Source organism: Mesorhizobium sp. C268A, from assembly GCF_040324475.1.
Taxonomy (GTDB): domain Bacteria; phylum Pseudomonadota; class Alphaproteobacteria; order Rhizobiales; family Rhizobiaceae; genus Mesorhizobium.
Window position 1 is genome coordinate 3,321,541 of record NZ_JAMYVX010000001.1, and the last position, 15,606, is coordinate 3,337,146.

Annotated in this window: 18 protein-coding genes and 1 pseudogene; 8 read left to right on the top strand and 11 right to left on the bottom strand. The window is 62.8% G+C overall.

Annotation, left to right across the window (positions count from 1 at the left end; genetic code table 11):
* Positions 1–177: 177 nt before the first annotated feature.
* From NKL06_RS16035 to NKL06_RS16045, 3 genes are all read right to left on the bottom strand, one after another.
* A complete protein-coding gene (locus NKL06_RS16035) occupies positions 178–735 on the bottom strand; it encodes a fasciclin domain-containing protein (RefSeq protein ID WP_023693011.1) in 558 nt (185 codons plus the stop codon).
* 224 nt (positions 736–959) lie between these two features.
* Complete coding sequence (locus NKL06_RS16040) at positions 960–1,682, bottom strand: anti-sigma factor (protein WP_023693010.1); 723 nt, start codon at positions 1,680–1,682, stop codon at positions 960–962.
* Complete coding sequence (locus NKL06_RS16045; protein ID WP_023693009.1) at positions 1,679–2,218, bottom strand: sigma-70 family RNA polymerase sigma factor; 540 nt, start codon at positions 2,216–2,218, stop codon at positions 1,679–1,681. The genes NKL06_RS16040 and NKL06_RS16045 overlap by 4 nt, the downstream gene beginning before the upstream one ends.
* 301 nt (positions 2,219–2,519) lie before the next feature.
* Between NKL06_RS16045 and NKL06_RS16050 the strand changes: the two genes are divergently transcribed.
* Together NKL06_RS16050 and argB are read left to right on the top strand one after the other, a co-directional pair.
* The gene (locus NKL06_RS16050; protein ID WP_023693008.1) at positions 2,520–2,861 is read left to right on the top strand and encodes an amidase family protein; all 342 of its coding nucleotides are present in this window, start codon (positions 2,520–2,522) and stop codon (positions 2,859–2,861) included.
* 77 nt (positions 2,862–2,938) lie between these two features.
* Positions 2,939–3,832: an acetylglutamate kinase gene (argB, locus tag NKL06_RS16055; RefSeq protein WP_023693007.1), complete on the top strand. Its 894-nt coding sequence runs from the start codon at positions 2,939–2,941 to the stop codon at positions 3,830–3,832.
* Between the two features lie 42 nt (positions 3,833–3,874).
* On the opposite strand, the gene NKL06_RS16060 is transcribed toward argB, so the two are convergent.
* From NKL06_RS16060 to NKL06_RS16070, 3 genes and pseudogenes are all read right to left on the bottom strand, one after another.
* On the bottom strand, positions 3,875–4,273 hold the full coding sequence (locus tag NKL06_RS16060; protein WP_023693006.1) for a RidA family protein: 399 nt from the start codon (positions 4,271–4,273) through the stop codon (positions 3,875–3,877).
* Between the two features lie 313 nt (positions 4,274–4,586).
* A pseudogene (locus NKL06_RS16065) lies at positions 4,587–4,919 on the bottom strand (cobalamin-dependent protein); the annotation flags it as partial.
* Positions 4,920–5,030: 111 nt separating this feature from the next.
* Entirely contained in the window at positions 5,031–5,507 is a 477-nt protein-coding gene (locus NKL06_RS16070) for an Lrp/AsnC family transcriptional regulator (RefSeq protein ID WP_023687465.1), read from the bottom strand.
* A 139-nt stretch (positions 5,508–5,646) separates the two neighbouring features.
* Between NKL06_RS16070 and phhA the strand changes: the two genes are divergently transcribed.
* Positions 5,647–6,483 (top strand): phenylalanine 4-monooxygenase, encoded by an 837-nt coding sequence (gene phhA / locus NKL06_RS16075; RefSeq protein ID WP_023693004.1) that lies wholly within the window; start codon positions 5,647–5,649, stop codon positions 6,481–6,483.
* A 196-nt stretch (positions 6,484–6,679) separates the two neighbouring features.
* Here phhA and NKL06_RS16080 read toward each other — a convergent pair whose 3' ends face one another.
* The 3 genes from NKL06_RS16080 to NKL06_RS16090 form a co-directional block, all read right to left on the bottom strand.
* Entirely contained in the window at positions 6,680–8,119 is a 1,440-nt protein-coding gene (locus NKL06_RS16080) for a GMC oxidoreductase (RefSeq protein ID WP_023693003.1), read from the bottom strand.
* A complete protein-coding gene (locus tag NKL06_RS16085; RefSeq protein WP_023681346.1) occupies positions 8,116–8,286 on the bottom strand; it encodes a hypothetical protein in 171 nt (56 codons plus the stop codon). The genes NKL06_RS16080 and NKL06_RS16085 overlap by 4 nt, the downstream gene beginning before the upstream one ends.
* Positions 8,287–8,463: 177 nt before the next feature.
* The gene (locus tag NKL06_RS16090; RefSeq protein WP_023693002.1) at positions 8,464–9,225 is read right to left on the bottom strand and encodes a GGDEF domain-containing protein; all 762 of its coding nucleotides are present in this window, start codon (positions 9,223–9,225) and stop codon (positions 8,464–8,466) included.
* A 175-nt stretch (positions 9,226–9,400) separates the two neighbouring features.
* On the opposite strand from NKL06_RS16090, the gene NKL06_RS16095 reads away from it, so the two are divergent.
* Positions 9,401–10,120: a pyrimidine 5'-nucleotidase gene (locus NKL06_RS16095; protein ID WP_023681344.1), complete on the top strand. Its 720-nt coding sequence runs from the start codon at positions 9,401–9,403 to the stop codon at positions 10,118–10,120.
* Positions 10,121–10,184: 64 nt separating this feature from the next.
* Here NKL06_RS16095 and NKL06_RS16100 read toward each other — a convergent pair whose 3' ends face one another.
* Complete coding sequence (locus tag NKL06_RS16100; protein ID WP_023681343.1) at positions 10,185–11,030, bottom strand: LOG family protein; 846 nt, start codon at positions 11,028–11,030, stop codon at positions 10,185–10,187.
* A 148-nt stretch (positions 11,031–11,178) separates the two neighbouring features.
* Between NKL06_RS16100 and dapD the strand changes: the two genes are divergently transcribed.
* From dapD to NKL06_RS16115, 3 genes are read left to right on the top strand one after another with little or no spacing between them, the layout of a single operon-like run.
* Positions 11,179–12,033, top strand: coding sequence for a 2,3,4,5-tetrahydropyridine-2,6-dicarboxylate N-succinyltransferase (gene dapD, locus NKL06_RS16105; protein WP_023673222.1), 855 nt, complete (start codon positions 11,179–11,181; stop codon positions 12,031–12,033).
* Positions 12,030–12,434: a DUF805 domain-containing protein gene (locus tag NKL06_RS16110; protein WP_081725464.1), complete on the top strand. Its 405-nt coding sequence runs from the start codon at positions 12,030–12,032 to the stop codon at positions 12,432–12,434. The genes dapD and NKL06_RS16110 overlap by 4 nt, the downstream gene beginning before the upstream one ends.
* A gap of 21 nt (positions 12,435–12,455) precedes the next feature.
* Entirely contained in the window at positions 12,456–13,226 is a 771-nt protein-coding gene (locus NKL06_RS16115) for a hypothetical protein (protein ID WP_023693001.1), read from the top strand.
* 58 nt (positions 13,227–13,284) lie between these two features.
* Here NKL06_RS16115 and NKL06_RS16120 read toward each other — a convergent pair whose 3' ends face one another.
* Positions 13,285–14,298, bottom strand: coding sequence for a 2-dehydropantoate 2-reductase (locus tag NKL06_RS16120; RefSeq protein WP_023693000.1), 1,014 nt, complete (start codon positions 14,296–14,298; stop codon positions 13,285–13,287).
* A gap of 115 nt (positions 14,299–14,413) precedes the next feature.
* On the opposite strand from NKL06_RS16120, the gene dapE reads away from it, so the two are divergent.
* Positions 14,414–15,604: a succinyl-diaminopimelate desuccinylase gene (dapE, locus tag NKL06_RS16125; RefSeq protein WP_023673218.1), complete on the top strand. Its 1,191-nt coding sequence runs from the start codon at positions 14,414–14,416 to the stop codon at positions 15,602–15,604.
* The last annotated feature ends 2 nt before the right edge of the window (positions 15,605–15,606 follow it).

Consider the following 15,606-nt stretch of genomic DNA (forward strand, 5'->3'; position numbering starts at 1 on the left):
CTGGCCGCCACTGGAAAATCAAAAGCCGGTGACGGTTGTCCTGCAAACGAACGCTCCACACCGGCTCCGCGCTTGTTGCGGACGGGATGGAGCGCTCGGTCGTTTGCTCGGCCCACGGGGGCGGGGCCGCGCAATCTGCAGGAGCTTACCGCCTGTTCGTCGGCGGCAGGGGCTTTGTTACATCTTCGGCAGCAGGACCTTGTCGATGACGTGGATGACGCCGTTCGACTGCTCGACATCGGCGATCGTGACATTGGCGACATTGCCGTTCTCGTCGGTTACGGTGACCTTGCCGCCGTCAGCCTTGAGCGACAGCTCGCAGCCGCCAACCGTCTTGACCTTATGGGTGCCGCCATCGGCCTTGGCCATCGAGGCGACATCGGCGCCCATCGCCTTGGCGCCGATGACATGGCAGGTCAGGATCTTGGTGAGCTTGTCCTTGTTCTCGGGCTTGAGCAGCGACTCGACCGTGCCAGCCGGAAGCGCGGCGAAGGCCTCATTGGTCGGTGCGAAGACGGTGAAGGGGCCAGCGCCCTGCAGCGTCTCGACCAGGCCGGCAGCCTTGACGGCGGCGACCAGTGTCGTGTGATCCTTCGAATTGACGGCGTTCTCAACGATGTTCTTGTTGGCGTACATGGCGGCGCCGCCAACCATCGGATTCTCGGCATAGGCGATTGTGGCGAGGGCGGAGACGGCAATGGTACCGGCGAGCAAAAGGGTGGCGATTCTACGCATAGTGTTCGAACTCCTCGGGGTTATTGTTTCCTCTTTCGGGAACATGAGGAGATACGGAATAGAACTGCCTGAGTTTCCGCGCGCCGGGAAAAATTTATCCTTTATCTTGTCGGCGAACTATCTCCGGAGATCGAATCTCTAATCTCCAGCAGCGTATCCAAAACGAAAACAGCGGAAGATGTACTTCCGCTGCCTTCATTATCACGTCATGGTTTTACGATCTATCAGATGCCCTTCAGGTCGCCCGCGGCAACGACCGGTCCGGTCGGCTGTCCGGTCGGCGAACCGCCCGTCGGCTCGACGCTGACGGCGAGCACGGCGCCTTGCGCCAGCTTCTGCTGCACTGCCGGGGTAACCGGAATGTGCGTGACCTGGCCGGCGGGAATGACGCCCATCGAGACCGGCGCATTCTTGCCTTCGATCATCCACAGTTCGAAGTCCTTGCCGGCGGCGCGTTCGCCCGAAACCAGTGACAGGCCGACATCGCGGCGGGAAGCGTCGTAGACGACAAGGTATTTGACATCGCTGCCTTCGGCAGCCAGCGAGGCGACGAGGCGCTCCTGCGGCACGACGACCGGCGACCTGACGTAAGGCACGGCGACATAGAGCACCAGGGCCGCGAGAGCCGCTGCGGTGAGGCCGCGCCAGAAGCTAAGGCTGGACCACAGGCTGCCGCTCGGGGCCGTCGTCGACGCCGCGGTGGAGGAGAACAGCCGGCGATCGATAGCCGGCTTGATGGTGGCCGGCGCCTCTACCTCAGCATAAGCGGCAGCCATCGGCGAGAGGTTCACTTCCCAGGAATCGACGAGACTGGCAAAGCCGGTCTCCGCGTCGATGCGTCCGGAGGCTATCTGGCGCTCATCCGCCGGCAGCACGCCGAGAACGTATTCGGCTGCGAGCAGGTCGTCGCCTCCACGTTCCGGTCCATTTTCTTCTGCCAGGGTCATCTTTCCAGACATTCTCTAAGTTTCAACAGGCTGCGGCGCAGCCATGTCCGCATCGTGTTGAGCGGAACCTTGTGACGTACCGCGAGCTCGGCGTAACTTTCGCCGTTCAAATAAGCACCCCGAACGGCTTGCGCCCGGTCTTGTTCCAACTCTTCAAGGCACTGATAGATGCGCTCGGATTCACCACCCGCAACAACCATAGCCTCTGGCCCCGGACCGGGGTCAGCCACGTCGAGCGCGGCATCGATATCGGCAGCAGGCTTGCGTCGCGAGCGGATGCGATCAATCGCATGATTGCGTGCTATGGCCACCAGCCAGGAGATTGGGCTTAGATCGGAAACAGCGAAACGGTCCGCCTTCGTCCATACTTTGACGAAGACCTCTTGCAGCGCTTCTTCCGCATCTCCGCGATCCTTCAATACACGAAGGCACACGCCGAAAAGTTTCGCACTGGTTTGCCGGTAAAGCAGATCGAACGCAGTCCGATCCTTCATCGAGGTCCGGACAATCAGGGTGGAGATATCCTGCGGCGTCATACGGACAAGCTAAGCGATCACGATTTATTTGCAAAGGCAGAAATCTTGTTGTCCACGCAAACGATGTCCGCGCCCGATCGCCAGTAATCGCCGGTCGGTGCCAAGGAAATCGGCTGTCGTTAGCCTCCGCAGAAAGGGGAACAGCAATGTCGGCCGAACAGATGCTGTGGGAGAACGATGCAACCGGCTTGGCGGAGCTGGTGCATAGAGGCGAGATCTCGCCGCCGGACCTTGTCGATGCTGCGATCGCGCGCGCCGAGGCAACCCGATCATTGCGCATCCGCCGCTTGCCTGAGGCGCCATGGACCCGAAGGGGGCCGACGAGCTCATCGAAAACCTGCTCGACAAATTGCATTTGACCCGTCTCTTGGAGATCAGATCCCTGTTTGGGCAATTGATGGACAAGAGCCTGTGGTTCACCCACCGGCCGGCGATCCAGAATGTCAGCGGCCAGCCGTCGATCGCGCTGCCGGTCCATGTCACCGATGCCGGCCTGCCGCTCGGCATCCAGGCCGTCGGCCGCCCCGGCGACGAGCAGGACGCTTTTGTCGCTCGCCGCGCAGATGGAGAAGATTTCCGGGTGACTGACGCGGCGGGCGCCGCTCAAGGTGCCGGCCTGATCCGGCAGATTTCATCATCGTGATAGCAAAGCTGTTTGCGGCCTGCGCCAATTCCCGCTAAGACGCCGCCGTCCTTACCCACATCCAGGGAACCATGCCGATGACGGAGATCACCGCCACCGCCGAAATGCAGGCCGCCCTGCTCTCGCGGGCCCTGCCCTATATGCAGCGCTACGAGCACAAGACGGTGGTGGTAAAATATGGCGGTCATGCCATGGGCGATATCGAGCTCGGCAAGGCTTTCGCCCGTGACATCGCGCTGCTGAAGCAGTCCGGCGTCAACCCGATCGTCGTCCATGGCGGCGGGCCGCAGATCGGCGCCGTGCTGGCCAAGATGGGAATCGAATCCAAGTTCGAAGGCGGGCTGCGCGTCACGGACCAGAAGACGGTCGAGATCGTCGAGATGGTGCTGGCCGGTTCGATCAACAAGGAGATCGTCGCGCTGATCAACGCCGAGGGCGAATGGGCGATCGGCCTGTGCGGCAAGGACGGCAACATGGTGTTCGCCGAAAAGGCGCGCAGGACCATGATCGACCCGGACTCCAACATCGAGCGTGTGCTCGATCTCGGTTTCGTCGGCGAGCCGGTCGAGGTCGACCGCACCCTGCTCGACCTGCTGGCACGCTCGGAAATGATCCCGGTGCTGGCGCCGGTGGCGCCGGGCCGCGACGGCCACACGTACAACATCAATGCCGACACCTTTGCCGGCGCCATCGCCGGCGCCTGCCAGGCGACGCGCCTTTTGTTCCTGACCGACGTGCCCGGCGTGCTCGACAAGAACAAGAAGCTGATCGACGAGCTGACGGTGGCCGAAGCCAAGGCGCTGATCAAGGACGGCACGGTGTCGGGCGGCATGATCCCCAAAGTCGAGACCTGCATCGAGGCGATCGAGCGCGGCGTCGAAGGCGTCGTCATCCTCAACGGCAAGACGCCGCATGCGGTGCTGCTGGAATTGTTCACCGAACACGGCGCCGGCACGCTAATCGTGCCCTGATCGGCAACTGGCTTGGCGGCCAGTTGGTCGGCTGGCCAGCCCTTAGGCAGGCTGGGGCAGGCGCGCGATGACCATTATCTCGAAGTCGAAGCCGGCTAACCAGTTGACGCCGACCGCCGTCCAATTGGTGTAGGGCGGTTCACCGAACACCTTCAGCCGAACGGCATCGATCACGGGCCATTGCGTTGCCGGATCGGTGTGGAAGGTGGTCACGTCGACTATATCGTCGAACGTGGCGCCCGCTGCTTTCAGCACTGCCGCGAGATTATCGAAGGCAAGCTGGACCTGCTTTTCGAAGACAGGTTCGGGCGACCCGTCCTCGCGGCTGCCGACCTGGCCCGAGACAAACAAAAGATCGCCTGATCGGATTGCAGCAGAATAGCGATTTATCTCGTAGAGAGCCTGCCGGCCGGCAGGAAAGATCGCGTCACGTTTGGTCATTTTCACTCCATTGTCCGGGGCACTCACATACGTCCCGTATGCATGAGGTGGGTACATACGCTGCGTATGTCAATACGCATACGGTAGGTATGAAGGGCAGCGAGCCCGTCAGGCGCCGGCCGAGATCGCGACAGCCGCTTCGGCCGGCTTGAGCGGCGGGCGCATGACGACCATGGATTCCTCATCGGCATCCTGCGGCGCGCCCCCGAACTCAGCCAGCGTCGGACCATCCTTGAGGCGGCGGTCGCGGGCCAGAAAACCCCAGACCTCGCGGAACCAGACGCGGCGGCCCATTTGCGTGTACCAGCGCATCGTCGCGCCAGTGATAGGTCGGGAACACGCCGCCATAGATCACCAGCGTCGCCGGCTCGAGCGCCTTGACCATGCGGGCGATCGCGAGCGCGGTGGGATGCGTCGAGGTCGAGCCGGAGTGGCCGATCAGGATGCAATCGGGCTGGCCGCTGAGCGCATCGCGCACCAGCGTTTCCAACGGCATCGGCCCGAATTCGGCATCGACCAGCCGGACTTTATGGCCGGCGTCGATAAGCGGGCCGCCCAGTGCCAGCAGGCCGAGCGGTGGCAGATGGTCATCGGGCACGCGGCTGCCGATGGCGGTGTGCGGCGGATTGATCAGCACGATGTTCATGACGGACCTTTGAGCGACGGTCCGCATGGCGTGGCCGGCGTTTCAGTTTCGCATTTGGGCTCCGTTCAGCAGTTTGCGTGCAGCTTTTCCGCAGAAATGGCGATGCGTGTCCTACCGCCTGAGGTGGGCGAGCGGCACGTGGCCCGGGCCCTTGATGTTCTGCAGCACCAGCTGGGTGTGAACGTCGCGCACGCCGGCAAGGCGCATCAGGCGGTGCATGACGAAGGCGTTGAGTTCGTCGACCGACGGCACCATGACGTGCAGCAGGAAATCGTGGTCGCCGGTCATCGTCCAGCATGACGACACTTCGTCCATGCGTTGCACGGCGGCGATGAAGGTTTCGGGCGAACCGTCGCTGTGGCTGGTGAGGCGCACCTGGATGAACACCTCGACCATCAGGCCGACGGCGCGGCGGTTGAGCACGGCGGCAAAGCCCTTGATGATGCCGGCCTCCTGCAGCGCCTCGAAGCGGCGGGCGCAAGGCGTCGTCGACAGGCCGATCTCCTGCGCCAGTTCGGACACGGGCTTGCGTCCATCGCGCTGAAGAACATCCAGCATCTTGATCTCGAAATCGTCGAACTGAGGCATTTTCACTCTCTTTCAGCTTCTGCTTGGTGATTTTTACCTCAAATCATGGACCCAAGCCATCATCAAAGCTGAATTGCCTCGCCGGCCGCCGCTAGACTCTGCGGACAGATTCAAGTGTCACGATCAGGGGAGAAGAGCCATGACGACGATGAGCGTTGCCGAATATGCCCGTGATTGCGCGGCGCAAGGCCTGCGTGGCGACTATTCAGTGTGCCGTTCCGACTTCACCGTGGCGCAGGGCTACAACTACAGCGCCGACGAACAGGCGGTGTGGCGCACGTTGTGCGACCGGCAGACCAAGCTGACGCAGAAGCTGGCGCACCATTCCTATCTCGATGGGATCGCCGCACTCGGCCTGCTCGACAAGATCCCGGATTTCGGCGCGGTCTCAGACAAGCTGCGCAAGCTGACCGGCTGGGAAATCGTCGCAGTGCCTGGCCTCATCCCGGCCGCGCCCTTCTTCGACCATCTCGCCAACCGGCGCTTTCCGGTGACCAACTGGCTGCGCACCAAGGACGAGCTCGACTACATCGTCGAACCCGACATGTTCCACGACTTCTTCGGCCATGTGCCCATCCTGACACAGCCGGTGTTTGCCGACTTCATGCAGTTGTATGGCGAAAAGGCCGAGAGCGTGATTGCACTGGGCGGTGACGAGATGATCACCCGGCTCTACTGGTACACCGCCGAATACGGGCTGATACAGGAGGAGGGCCAGAAGCGGAAAGCTTTCGGCGCCGGGCTGATGTCGTCGTTCACCGAATTGCAGTTCGCCGTCGCGAGCCCGGACGCGCACCACGTGCCCTTCGACCTCGAAACGGTGATGCGCACCGGCTACGAGATCGACAAGTTCCAGCGCGCCTATTTCGTGCTGCCGTCCTTCGACGTGTTGCGCGATGCGTTCCGGACCGCCGATTTCAAGGCGATCGTCGCCCGCCGCAAGGGGCAGCCGGCGCTGGATCCAGCGACGGTTTAGCAAATCCTGAAGGGTTTGCGCGGCACCTACCCCCACCCTTAATCCCTCCCCACAAAGGAGGACGGAGATCTCGTTGGCGCTGATTTCCGAGGGTTTCGACACCAAGGCATGGGTAGCGCCGGCAGCAATCCTGTCGCGCCGTTCGCTTTTTTGACAATCAGACGGTAATGACTTCGTCACACCGTGGATGACTTCGTCACACCGTGATTACTTTGGTCAGATGGTCGCCTAGCCGGCAGGCAAGCGCTGTGATCGTCGTCGTTGGATTGCATTCGCCAGAGGTGCAGAATACCGAGGAACCACCGACATAGAGATTATCCATGCCGTGCACCTTGCAGTTGGCGTCGACCACGCTCTTGACGACATCGGTGCCCATGCGCGTGCCGCCCATGTGGTGGTGGCCGGCCAGTTCCTCATCCGTCGGGTAGTCCTCGCCATTGGTCAGCCAGTCCATGATGCGGACGCGGCCGAGGTCCTTCTCGATCAGCGTCGTTCCGAACAGCTTGAGCCCCTCGAGGATGGTGCGGCGCTCCAACGGCGACTTCTTCCAGTGCAGCTCGATGCGCGGCACGCCGGCACGGTCGACATCGGTCTTCGACAATTCGATATGGTTCGAGGCCAGCGGCGCCTGTTCCCAGGCGACGTAGAGCTGGGCGGCGCAGCGCAGGTTCTGGCTGAGCTGGTAGGCGACCCATTCGGCGGCCTCGGGCGCGGTGCAGGCAAGGTCGGCAATCAGGCTCTTGACGCCGGCATAGGGCGTCTCGATCAGGCGTATGCCGAAATTCATGATCTGCAGCCGCTCCATGGCGGCGAGCGTCGGCGAGAAGAACGCCTCGTTGACGGCATCGACCTCGAACTCGCTGTAATCGGCCAGGATGGCATTGCCGCCCTCGAAGGTCGGGTGCTCCATCCAGTAGCGGCCAAGTGCCGTGGCGTTCGGCACCACGCCGCCATTCGAGCGCTGGTTCGACCATAGAAGCAGCCGCGAATTCTCCAGCCCGCCGGCGCAGACGATGAAATAATCGGCGCTGAAAGCGCCAGCATCCTTGCCGTTCGACCACAGCCTGGCGCCGGTCACTCGCTTGCCGTCGCCGGCAAGTTCGGTGGCATAGGTGTTGAGGACGAGCGCTATGTTCTTGCTCTTGTCGAGCTCGTCGGAGAATTTCTCGCCAAAGCGCACGGCCGGGCTCTTGATCAGCTGCACCCAGCGTATGTCGTCTGAAATCGGCACATCGGGCTTGAAGTCGGGAAGCTCGAGTATGTCGTGCACCTCGGACAGATAGGGCTCGATGTCGGTCCGGGCGATTGGCCAGCCGGTGTCCGGCGCCCATGCCTTGGGCTCAAAGTCCTGCTTGTCGAGCACGCGGCACCAGCCGGCCCAGTGGTTCGACGACCCGCCCATGAAGCGCAGCCGGGTGATGTCGAGATCGAAATATTGATCGCCGACCGTGGAGCCGCGGTAGAAATCCTGCGACTCGTCGCTGAATTCGCGTGCGCCGGCCTCCAGCACCACGACCGGAATGCCGGCGGCGCCGAGCTTTCTTGCAATGGTGGTGCCGGCCGGCCCGGAGCCGAGAATGCAGACCTTGGGCTTGAAATCCGAGGCTCGAAACGCCTCATAGCTGTCGAAGATCATGCCAGGTCGCTCCGCTTCAGGATCCAGCCATTGACCACGACGATCTCGTCGGGATCGGCCGGGGGGCGGTCGCTGTCAGGCTGCTTGCGAAAAAGCTGTAGCGCCGGCATCGCAATCAGCGCCTGCACGATGGTGCGGCGCGATATTTTCCTGATGAAGAAACTCATGACACGTCTCTGGATGGGGGCTTCGATCCACGCATGGCGTTCCCTGAACGGCACAGGTACCGGCCAGACATGCCATTCCCGTGCCAAGCCTTGCCTGTAAACGAGTTACAACCCGGTAAACGGCGCAGTTGCGTGGAAACAATGTTGGCGAACCGTTAACAGCCCCACCACCAACACCTAGGCAGCTTCGGAAATGTCCCGGTCGAGGATCGACAAATTGCGGCCGCGGTGCTTGGCCTCGTAGAGCCGGCGGTCGGCGGCGCGCATCAGGTCCGAGACATCGGCATCTTGCGCACAGGTGATGCCGCCGATCGAGACGGTCAGCGGCACCGTGCGCTCGTCGACCGGACGAAAGCGGACCAGCTCGACTTCACGGCGGATGCGCTCGGCCACGCGCCGGGCTTCGGCTTCCGTAGCGCCGACCAGGAAGGCGCCGAACTCCTCACCGCCAATGCGGCCGAGCACGTCGCCGCTGCGGACGCCGCGCTCGATGGCGCTGGCGATCAATAGCAGCGCATCATCGCCGGTCAGATGGCCGAAATTGTCGTTGATCGCCTTGAAATGGTCGGCGTCGATGATCAGCAGCGCGCCGCGATCGGATTTGCGTCGTGAACCGTCGAGCGCGGCAAAGAAGCTCTCGCGGTTGAGCATGCCGGTCATGTCGTCGCGGCTCGCCTTCGCCGACAGGCGCCGATGCGCGGCGGCGAGCTGGGCATGCGCGCGGGCGAGATCGCGATGCGCGCTTTTCAGTCGGTCGCTCTGCCAGAAGGTGCTGGCGCAGGCGATCCAGGCGAGCGCCAATGGGCACACCGTCGATGTCAGCCAGACAGTGCGGTCGACCGGAAAACCCATGGCCGGAACGATTATCAGCGTCAGCAAAAGCGAGATGCCTACCGAGCCGAATGCGACGGCGGCGGACTTTAAAACTATGCGACTCATCGCTGGCTCCCACTGAACCGTCTCTGTGCCAGCAAGCCCTGAAGGCCACCTTTCCGTGATGGCTAAAATTTGAATGGTGAGCCCATTTTTACAACTCTAGATGCACATAGGTTGTGGATAAGCTCTACATCAGAAAGGGGTTCGAACGGCAGATATTTCATGCCATAAGGACGCCATGACCACGCTGCCCGATCCCGCCCGCTTCGCCCATGTCACCGACTGGGTGTTCGACCTCGACAACACGCTTTATCCGCACCATTCGAATCTGTTTTCGCAGATCGACGTCAAGATGACGGCCTATGTAGGAGAACTGCTGACGCTGCCGCGCGAGGAAGCGCGCAAGCTGCAGAAGGAACTCTATCAGGAATATGGCACGACGCTGAACGGGCTGATGACGCGCCACGGCATCGACCCCGACGATTTTCTCGAAAAGGTGCACGACATCGACTATTCGTGGCTGGTGCCGGATCCGGTGCTGGGCACCGCCATCCGCCAGCTGCCCGGCCGCAAGTTCATCTTCACCAATGGCGACCGCAGGCACGCCGAGCGCACCGCGCGCCAGCTCGGCATACTCGACCATTTCGATGACATTTTCGATATCGTCGCCGCCGGGCTGACGCCGAAGCCGTCGCGGCAGACCTATGAGAAGTTTGCCGAACTGCACGCCGTCACCGGTCACAATGCGGTGATGTTCGAGGATCTCGCCCGCAACCTCGAGGTGCCGAAATCACTGGGCATGACCACGGTGCTGGTGGTGCCGCGCAATTTCGAGCCGACCTTTGCCGAGATCTGGGAACGCGATCCGGCCAATGAGGACGACGTCGATTTCGTCACCGACGATCTGGCGACGTTTCTGACGGGGATAGTGGAGGGGGTAGAGGAATTGAGGAGCTGAAGAATTGAAGAACTGGTGAAAGGGAGACCGATCCGGTTCTTCAGTTCTTCAATTCCCGGTTCCCCTACTCCCCCAACTTGTAGAAGCGGCTGATAATCCCCCAGGCCTCGTCGGCGGTGTCGACAAAGTCGATGATATCCTGGTCACCGGGCGTGATGGTGCCTTGTTCGGCCAGGAAATCGAGGTCGATCGCGCGCTGCCAGAACGCCTTGCCGAACAGGATCACCGGCACGCGCTCCATGCGGCCGGTCTGGATCAGCGTCAGCGTCTCGAAGAATTCGTCCATGGTGCCGAAGCCGCCCGGAAACACCGCGACGGCCTTGGCGCGCATCACGAAATGCATCTTGCGGATGGCGAAATAGTGGAAGTTGAAGCACAGCTCCGGGGTTACATAGGCGTTCGGCGCCTGCTCGTGCGGCAGGACGATGTTGAGGCCGATCGACGGCGCGCCGACATCGTCGGCGCCGCGATTTCCCGCCTCCATAACGCCTGGACCGCCACCGGTGACGACGACGAATTCGCGGTAGTAGGACGTGGCCGATTGCTGTGAGCAGAGGCGGGCGAATTTGCGCGCCTCCTCGTAATATTTGCTGTTTTCCTCGAGGTTTTTCTTCTGCGTCTCGTTCTTGGCGGCCCAGGCCTCGCCGCCGGGCTCGGGAATACGCGCGCCGCCGAACAGGATCACCGTCGAGCGGATGCCGCGCTCGGCCAGGATCATTTCGGGTTTCAAGAGCTCAAGCTGCAAGCGCACAGCGCGCAACTCCCGGCGCGTCATGAAGTCGGGATCGTTCCAGGCCAGCCGGTAGGTTTCGGCGCGAGTCTGCGGCGTGTCGGGAACGCTTTTCGAGCGCTCCAGATCCTCGTCCGAATGCGGCAGCGGCGTCCATCCCGCCTTTTCCATAGGAGTCATATGCTTTCTACCCGTCCCAACAGTTCACTTGCGCCGTCCCATGGCGCACGCGCGATTGACCCCCAATACGCCTTAACATAGGGTCCGCGCGACTTTCAAAACAAGGTTAAGGCCGACGGCCTTAACAGCGTGGTAACGGAGCGAATTCATGTCGAAGCCTGATCTGGCCAGCCTCGAAAAGACGATCGAGAAGGCCTTCGAGGAGCGCGACACGATTTCGACCGCGACCCGGGGCGAAACGCGCGACGCCATCCAGTCCTCACTCGACCTGCTCGACCGTGGCACCGTGCGCGTTGCCGAGCGCCAGGCCGATGGCAAATGGCATGTCAACCAATGGCTGAAGAAGGCGGTGCTGCTCTCGTTCCGGCTCTATCCGATGGAGATCATCAAGGGCGGCCCCGGCCAGGCGGTCTGGTGGGACAAGGTGGCGTCGAAGTTCGACGGCTGGAGCGCGGTCGATTTCGAGAAGGCAGGCTTCCGCGCCGTGCCGTCTTCGATCGTGCGCCGCTCGGCCTATGTCGCGCCGGGCGCGGTGCTGATGCCGTCCTTCGTCAATGTCGGCGCCTATGTCGATAGCGGCACCATGGTCGACACCTGGGCCTCGGTCGGCTCCTGCGCCCAGATCGGCAAGAATGTGCACCTCTCGGGCGGCGTAGGCATCGGCGGGGTGCTGGAGCCGATGCAGGCCGGCCCGACCATCATCGAGGACAATTGCTTCATCGGCGCGCGCTCCGAAGTGGTCGAGGGCTGCATCGTGCGCGAAGGCTCGGTGCTCGGAATGGGTGTGTTCATCGGCCAGTCGACCAAGATCGTCGACCGCGCCACCGGCGAAGTGTTTTATGGCGAGGTGCCGCCGAATTCGGTCGTCGTCGCCGGCTCGATGCCGGGCAAGGCCTTTCCGAACAACGAGCCGGGCCCTGGCCTCTACTGCGCCGTCATCGTCAAGCGCGTCGATGCCAAGACCCGGTCGAAAACCTCGATCAACGAACTGCTGCGTGATTGATCCTGTCCGAGCAACCAGAGCGCTCCAGATTGCCCAACACACCACCACTTCCCTGGCTTTTCTTCAGCCTCTCAGGGCGCGTCAGCCCAAGTGCCTACGTGCTCGCCGGGCTGCTGCTGGTGCTTGCACAGTTTTTCCCGCTCTACCAGTTGTCGAGACTGGAACCCGGCACCGCAACCAGCCAGAACTGGGCACTTGTGTTCTGGGTCGTTTTGCTGATCTCGACATGGTCGAGCTTTGCGGTAACCGCAAAGCGGTTTCATGATTTCGGCAAGCCGACTTATTACGCGTTGATCTCTCTTATCATCGGCCCCATTCTTCTCATCGTTCTAGCGTGTTTCCGCGGTGACCCCGGTCCGAACCGCTACGGCAAACGCAGCAACGCGCCGGCTGAACCATGAGCGCCGACCGGATATCTCGCCATGCGCTACCGCACGCTTGATCCGAAACTGATCATCGACACCGCCGAGCGGCTGGAAGAGCGCGTCGCCGAGCGTTTTCCCGATGCCGGCCTGCGCGGCGTCACCGCCGAACTGGTGTCGCTGTCGCGCGACCTGGCCAAGGCGGCGCAGGCGCTGGAAGCGCCGATCTGGTGGCTGCGCGGCGCCATTGTCGCCGCTGTTGCCGCCGGCGCGCTGATCTTCCTGTTCGTCGGCACCATCCTGCCGCTCATCCATATCTCGCAGGCCGACGATGCGGTGCAGTCGGTGCAAGGCATCGAAGCCACGATCAACATGATGATCCTTGCCGTGCTCGGCCTGCTGGCGCTGATCCGCACCGAGGAGCGCATCAAGCGCAAGCGGGTGTTTCGCCAGCTGCATGGGTTGAGATCGCTGATCCATGTCATCGACATGCACCAGCTGACCAAGGATCCGGCAGCATTGTCCGCCAATTTCAGGCCGACCGCGCATTCGCCGGCGCGCATCACCAATGCCGCCGACCTGGCGCGCTACCTCGACTATTGCTCGGAGATGCTGTCGATCACCGGCAAGATCGCGGCGCTGTTTGCGCAGTCGGTCAATGACGATGTGGTCATCGACGGCGTCAACGACGTCGAGAACCTGGCGTCCAACCTGTCGCGCAAGATCTGGCAGAAGATCACGCTGATCGAGAACCACCCGGCTGCGCAGCCCCTGCCGGCGCCAGGCTCGGCGAGCAAAGCGCCGGCTCCGAGGCGCGCACCAAAGCTGTGACGCGGCGGGCCCACGCGCCTATTTTGCGGGCCAACGCCCGAGGCTCGCGGCAAGTAGACTATCCAGTGACGGTTTCCGGCGTCAGCCCGGGTGAGCCGCGCTTTTCCCGCTCGGCCTGCCGCACCAGCACGGTGACCCGCTTCAGCAGAGGCGCCGGCGTGCCGGCCTTTTCGGCGAGGCTCAGGACGGCCCCCTGCAGGTCACCGATCTCGGTCGGCCGACCACGCTGGAGGTCGTCCCACATCGACGAACGCGCCTGCGGGTCGATGGCGAGCATGCGGCGGGCGACCAGCCGGAACAGCCAGTCCGGCAGCCGGAGCAGTTTCGGCAGCAGGACGGGATGCAAGCCGCCGATTCGTGCCGGCGCGATATGTAACGCCTTCATCGCCGCCAGGGCCTCGTCGATCTGACCGGCCAGGATCCGCCGCCAGCGGCGGTCGGCAAGTTCGCTCGCCAGCGGCAGGCCGGACAAGGCGACAAGCGCGTTGTTGAGGTTGATCAGCAGCTTGCCCCACTGCACGGCTTTCATGTCGGGATGGGTTTCCACGCCAAGCCCTTCGACATCGAGAAGGCCGGCAAGGCCGGTCACGCCATCTTCGATCATGACCTTGCCGTTGCTGGCGCGATGCACGTGAAGCGGCAAATTGCCTATGGCCGACTGGACGACATTGAACGGCACCATGCCGGCGAGCACAGTCCGTCCACCGAGCCCGGCGCGTAACCGGTCGGCATTGCCGACGCCGTTCTGGAGGCTGACCACCACGACTTCGCCGCGCGCATGTCCGGCAACAAGCGACGCCATCTCCTCGGTAGCGCCGTTCTTGACCGTCACCAGCACCACGTCGGCACTGGCCAGGGCAGCGGCGGGATCAGTGGTGACGGACTCCGGCCGGATGGATCGGTCGCGATTATCGAGATCGGTGATGCGCAGGCCGCCGTCCAGCAAGACCGTCGCGATGCTTGGCCGCGCCAAAAACACCACCTTGCGTCCGGCCAGCGCCAGGCAGCCGCCGACATAGCAGCCTATGCTGCCGGCGCCGGCAATGACGATGGTCTTTTCGGCGTTGGCCATGCGATTATCTCGTGTTGGCCTGCACTATACGACAGGAAAACCATAATGTCGGCGGCAGGACCGGTCATCATCTCTGGCCGTGACAGGCCTTTCGCTTTCGACTATCGCTTTGCCCATGAAACTGCCGACCGATCCCGCCGCCAACCTCGCGACCCTCATACGCTGCGCCTCCGTAACGCCCGCCGAGGGCGGCGCGCTGGCTGCCCTGGAAGGCATGCTGAAGCCGCTCGGCTTTTCCGTCGAACGCCCGGTGTTTTCCGAAGACGGCACCCCCGACATCGAGAACCTCTACGCGCGTCGCTCCGGCAATGGGCCGCATCTGATGTTTGCCGGCCATACCGACGTGGTGCCGGCGGGCGACGAGGCGTCGTGGACGCATCCGCCCTTCGCCGCCGAGATCGCCAAGGGCGAGATGTATGGCCGCGGCGCCGTCGACATGAAGGGCGGCATCGCCTGTTTCATCGCCGCCGTGGCGCGCCATGTCGAGAAAAAGGGTGGTCCGAAAGGCTCGGTCTCGCTGCTGATTACCGGCGACGAGGAGGGGCCGGCGATCAACGGGACGACAAAACTGCTCGACTGGGCGGCGGCCAGGGGCGAGAGATGGGACGCCGCGATCGTTGGCGAGCCGACCAATCCGGACACGCTCGGCGACATGATCAAGATCGGCCGGCGTGGCTCGATGTCGGGCAGTGTCACGGTCAACGGCCGCCAGGGCCATGTCGCCTATCCATTGCTCGCCGACAATCCGGTGCGCGGCCTGATCAGCCTGGTCGACGCCTTGCTGTCGCCCGTCTTCGACAAGGGCACGAAGGATTTTCAGCCGACCAATCTGGAAGTGACCTCGATCGATGTCGGCAACCCGGCGACCAATGTTATTCCGGCCAAGGCGACAGCCACCTTCAACATCCGCTTCAACGACACATGGACTGCCGAGACGGTGCAGGCCGAGATCCATAACCGCCTCGACCAGGCGGCGAAGCGCAAGAAATACCGGACCGGCAAGACGCCGGTCGACTACGAGCTGATCTGGCGCGACCGGCCGAGCCATGTCTTCCTGACGCGCGACGACAAGCTGATCGAGACGCTGCGCGGCTCGATCAAGGCGACGGTCGGCAAGGAGCCGGCGCTGTCCACCTCGGGCGGAACCTCGGATGCGCGTTTCATCAAGGACTATTGCCCGGTGGTCGAGTTCGGCCTGGTCGGCAAGACCATGCACATGGTCGACGAGCGCGTCGCACTGGCCGACCTCGAGACGCTGACCCAAATCTACCAGCGCTTCATCGATGACTGGTTCGAGCAGGGCTGATC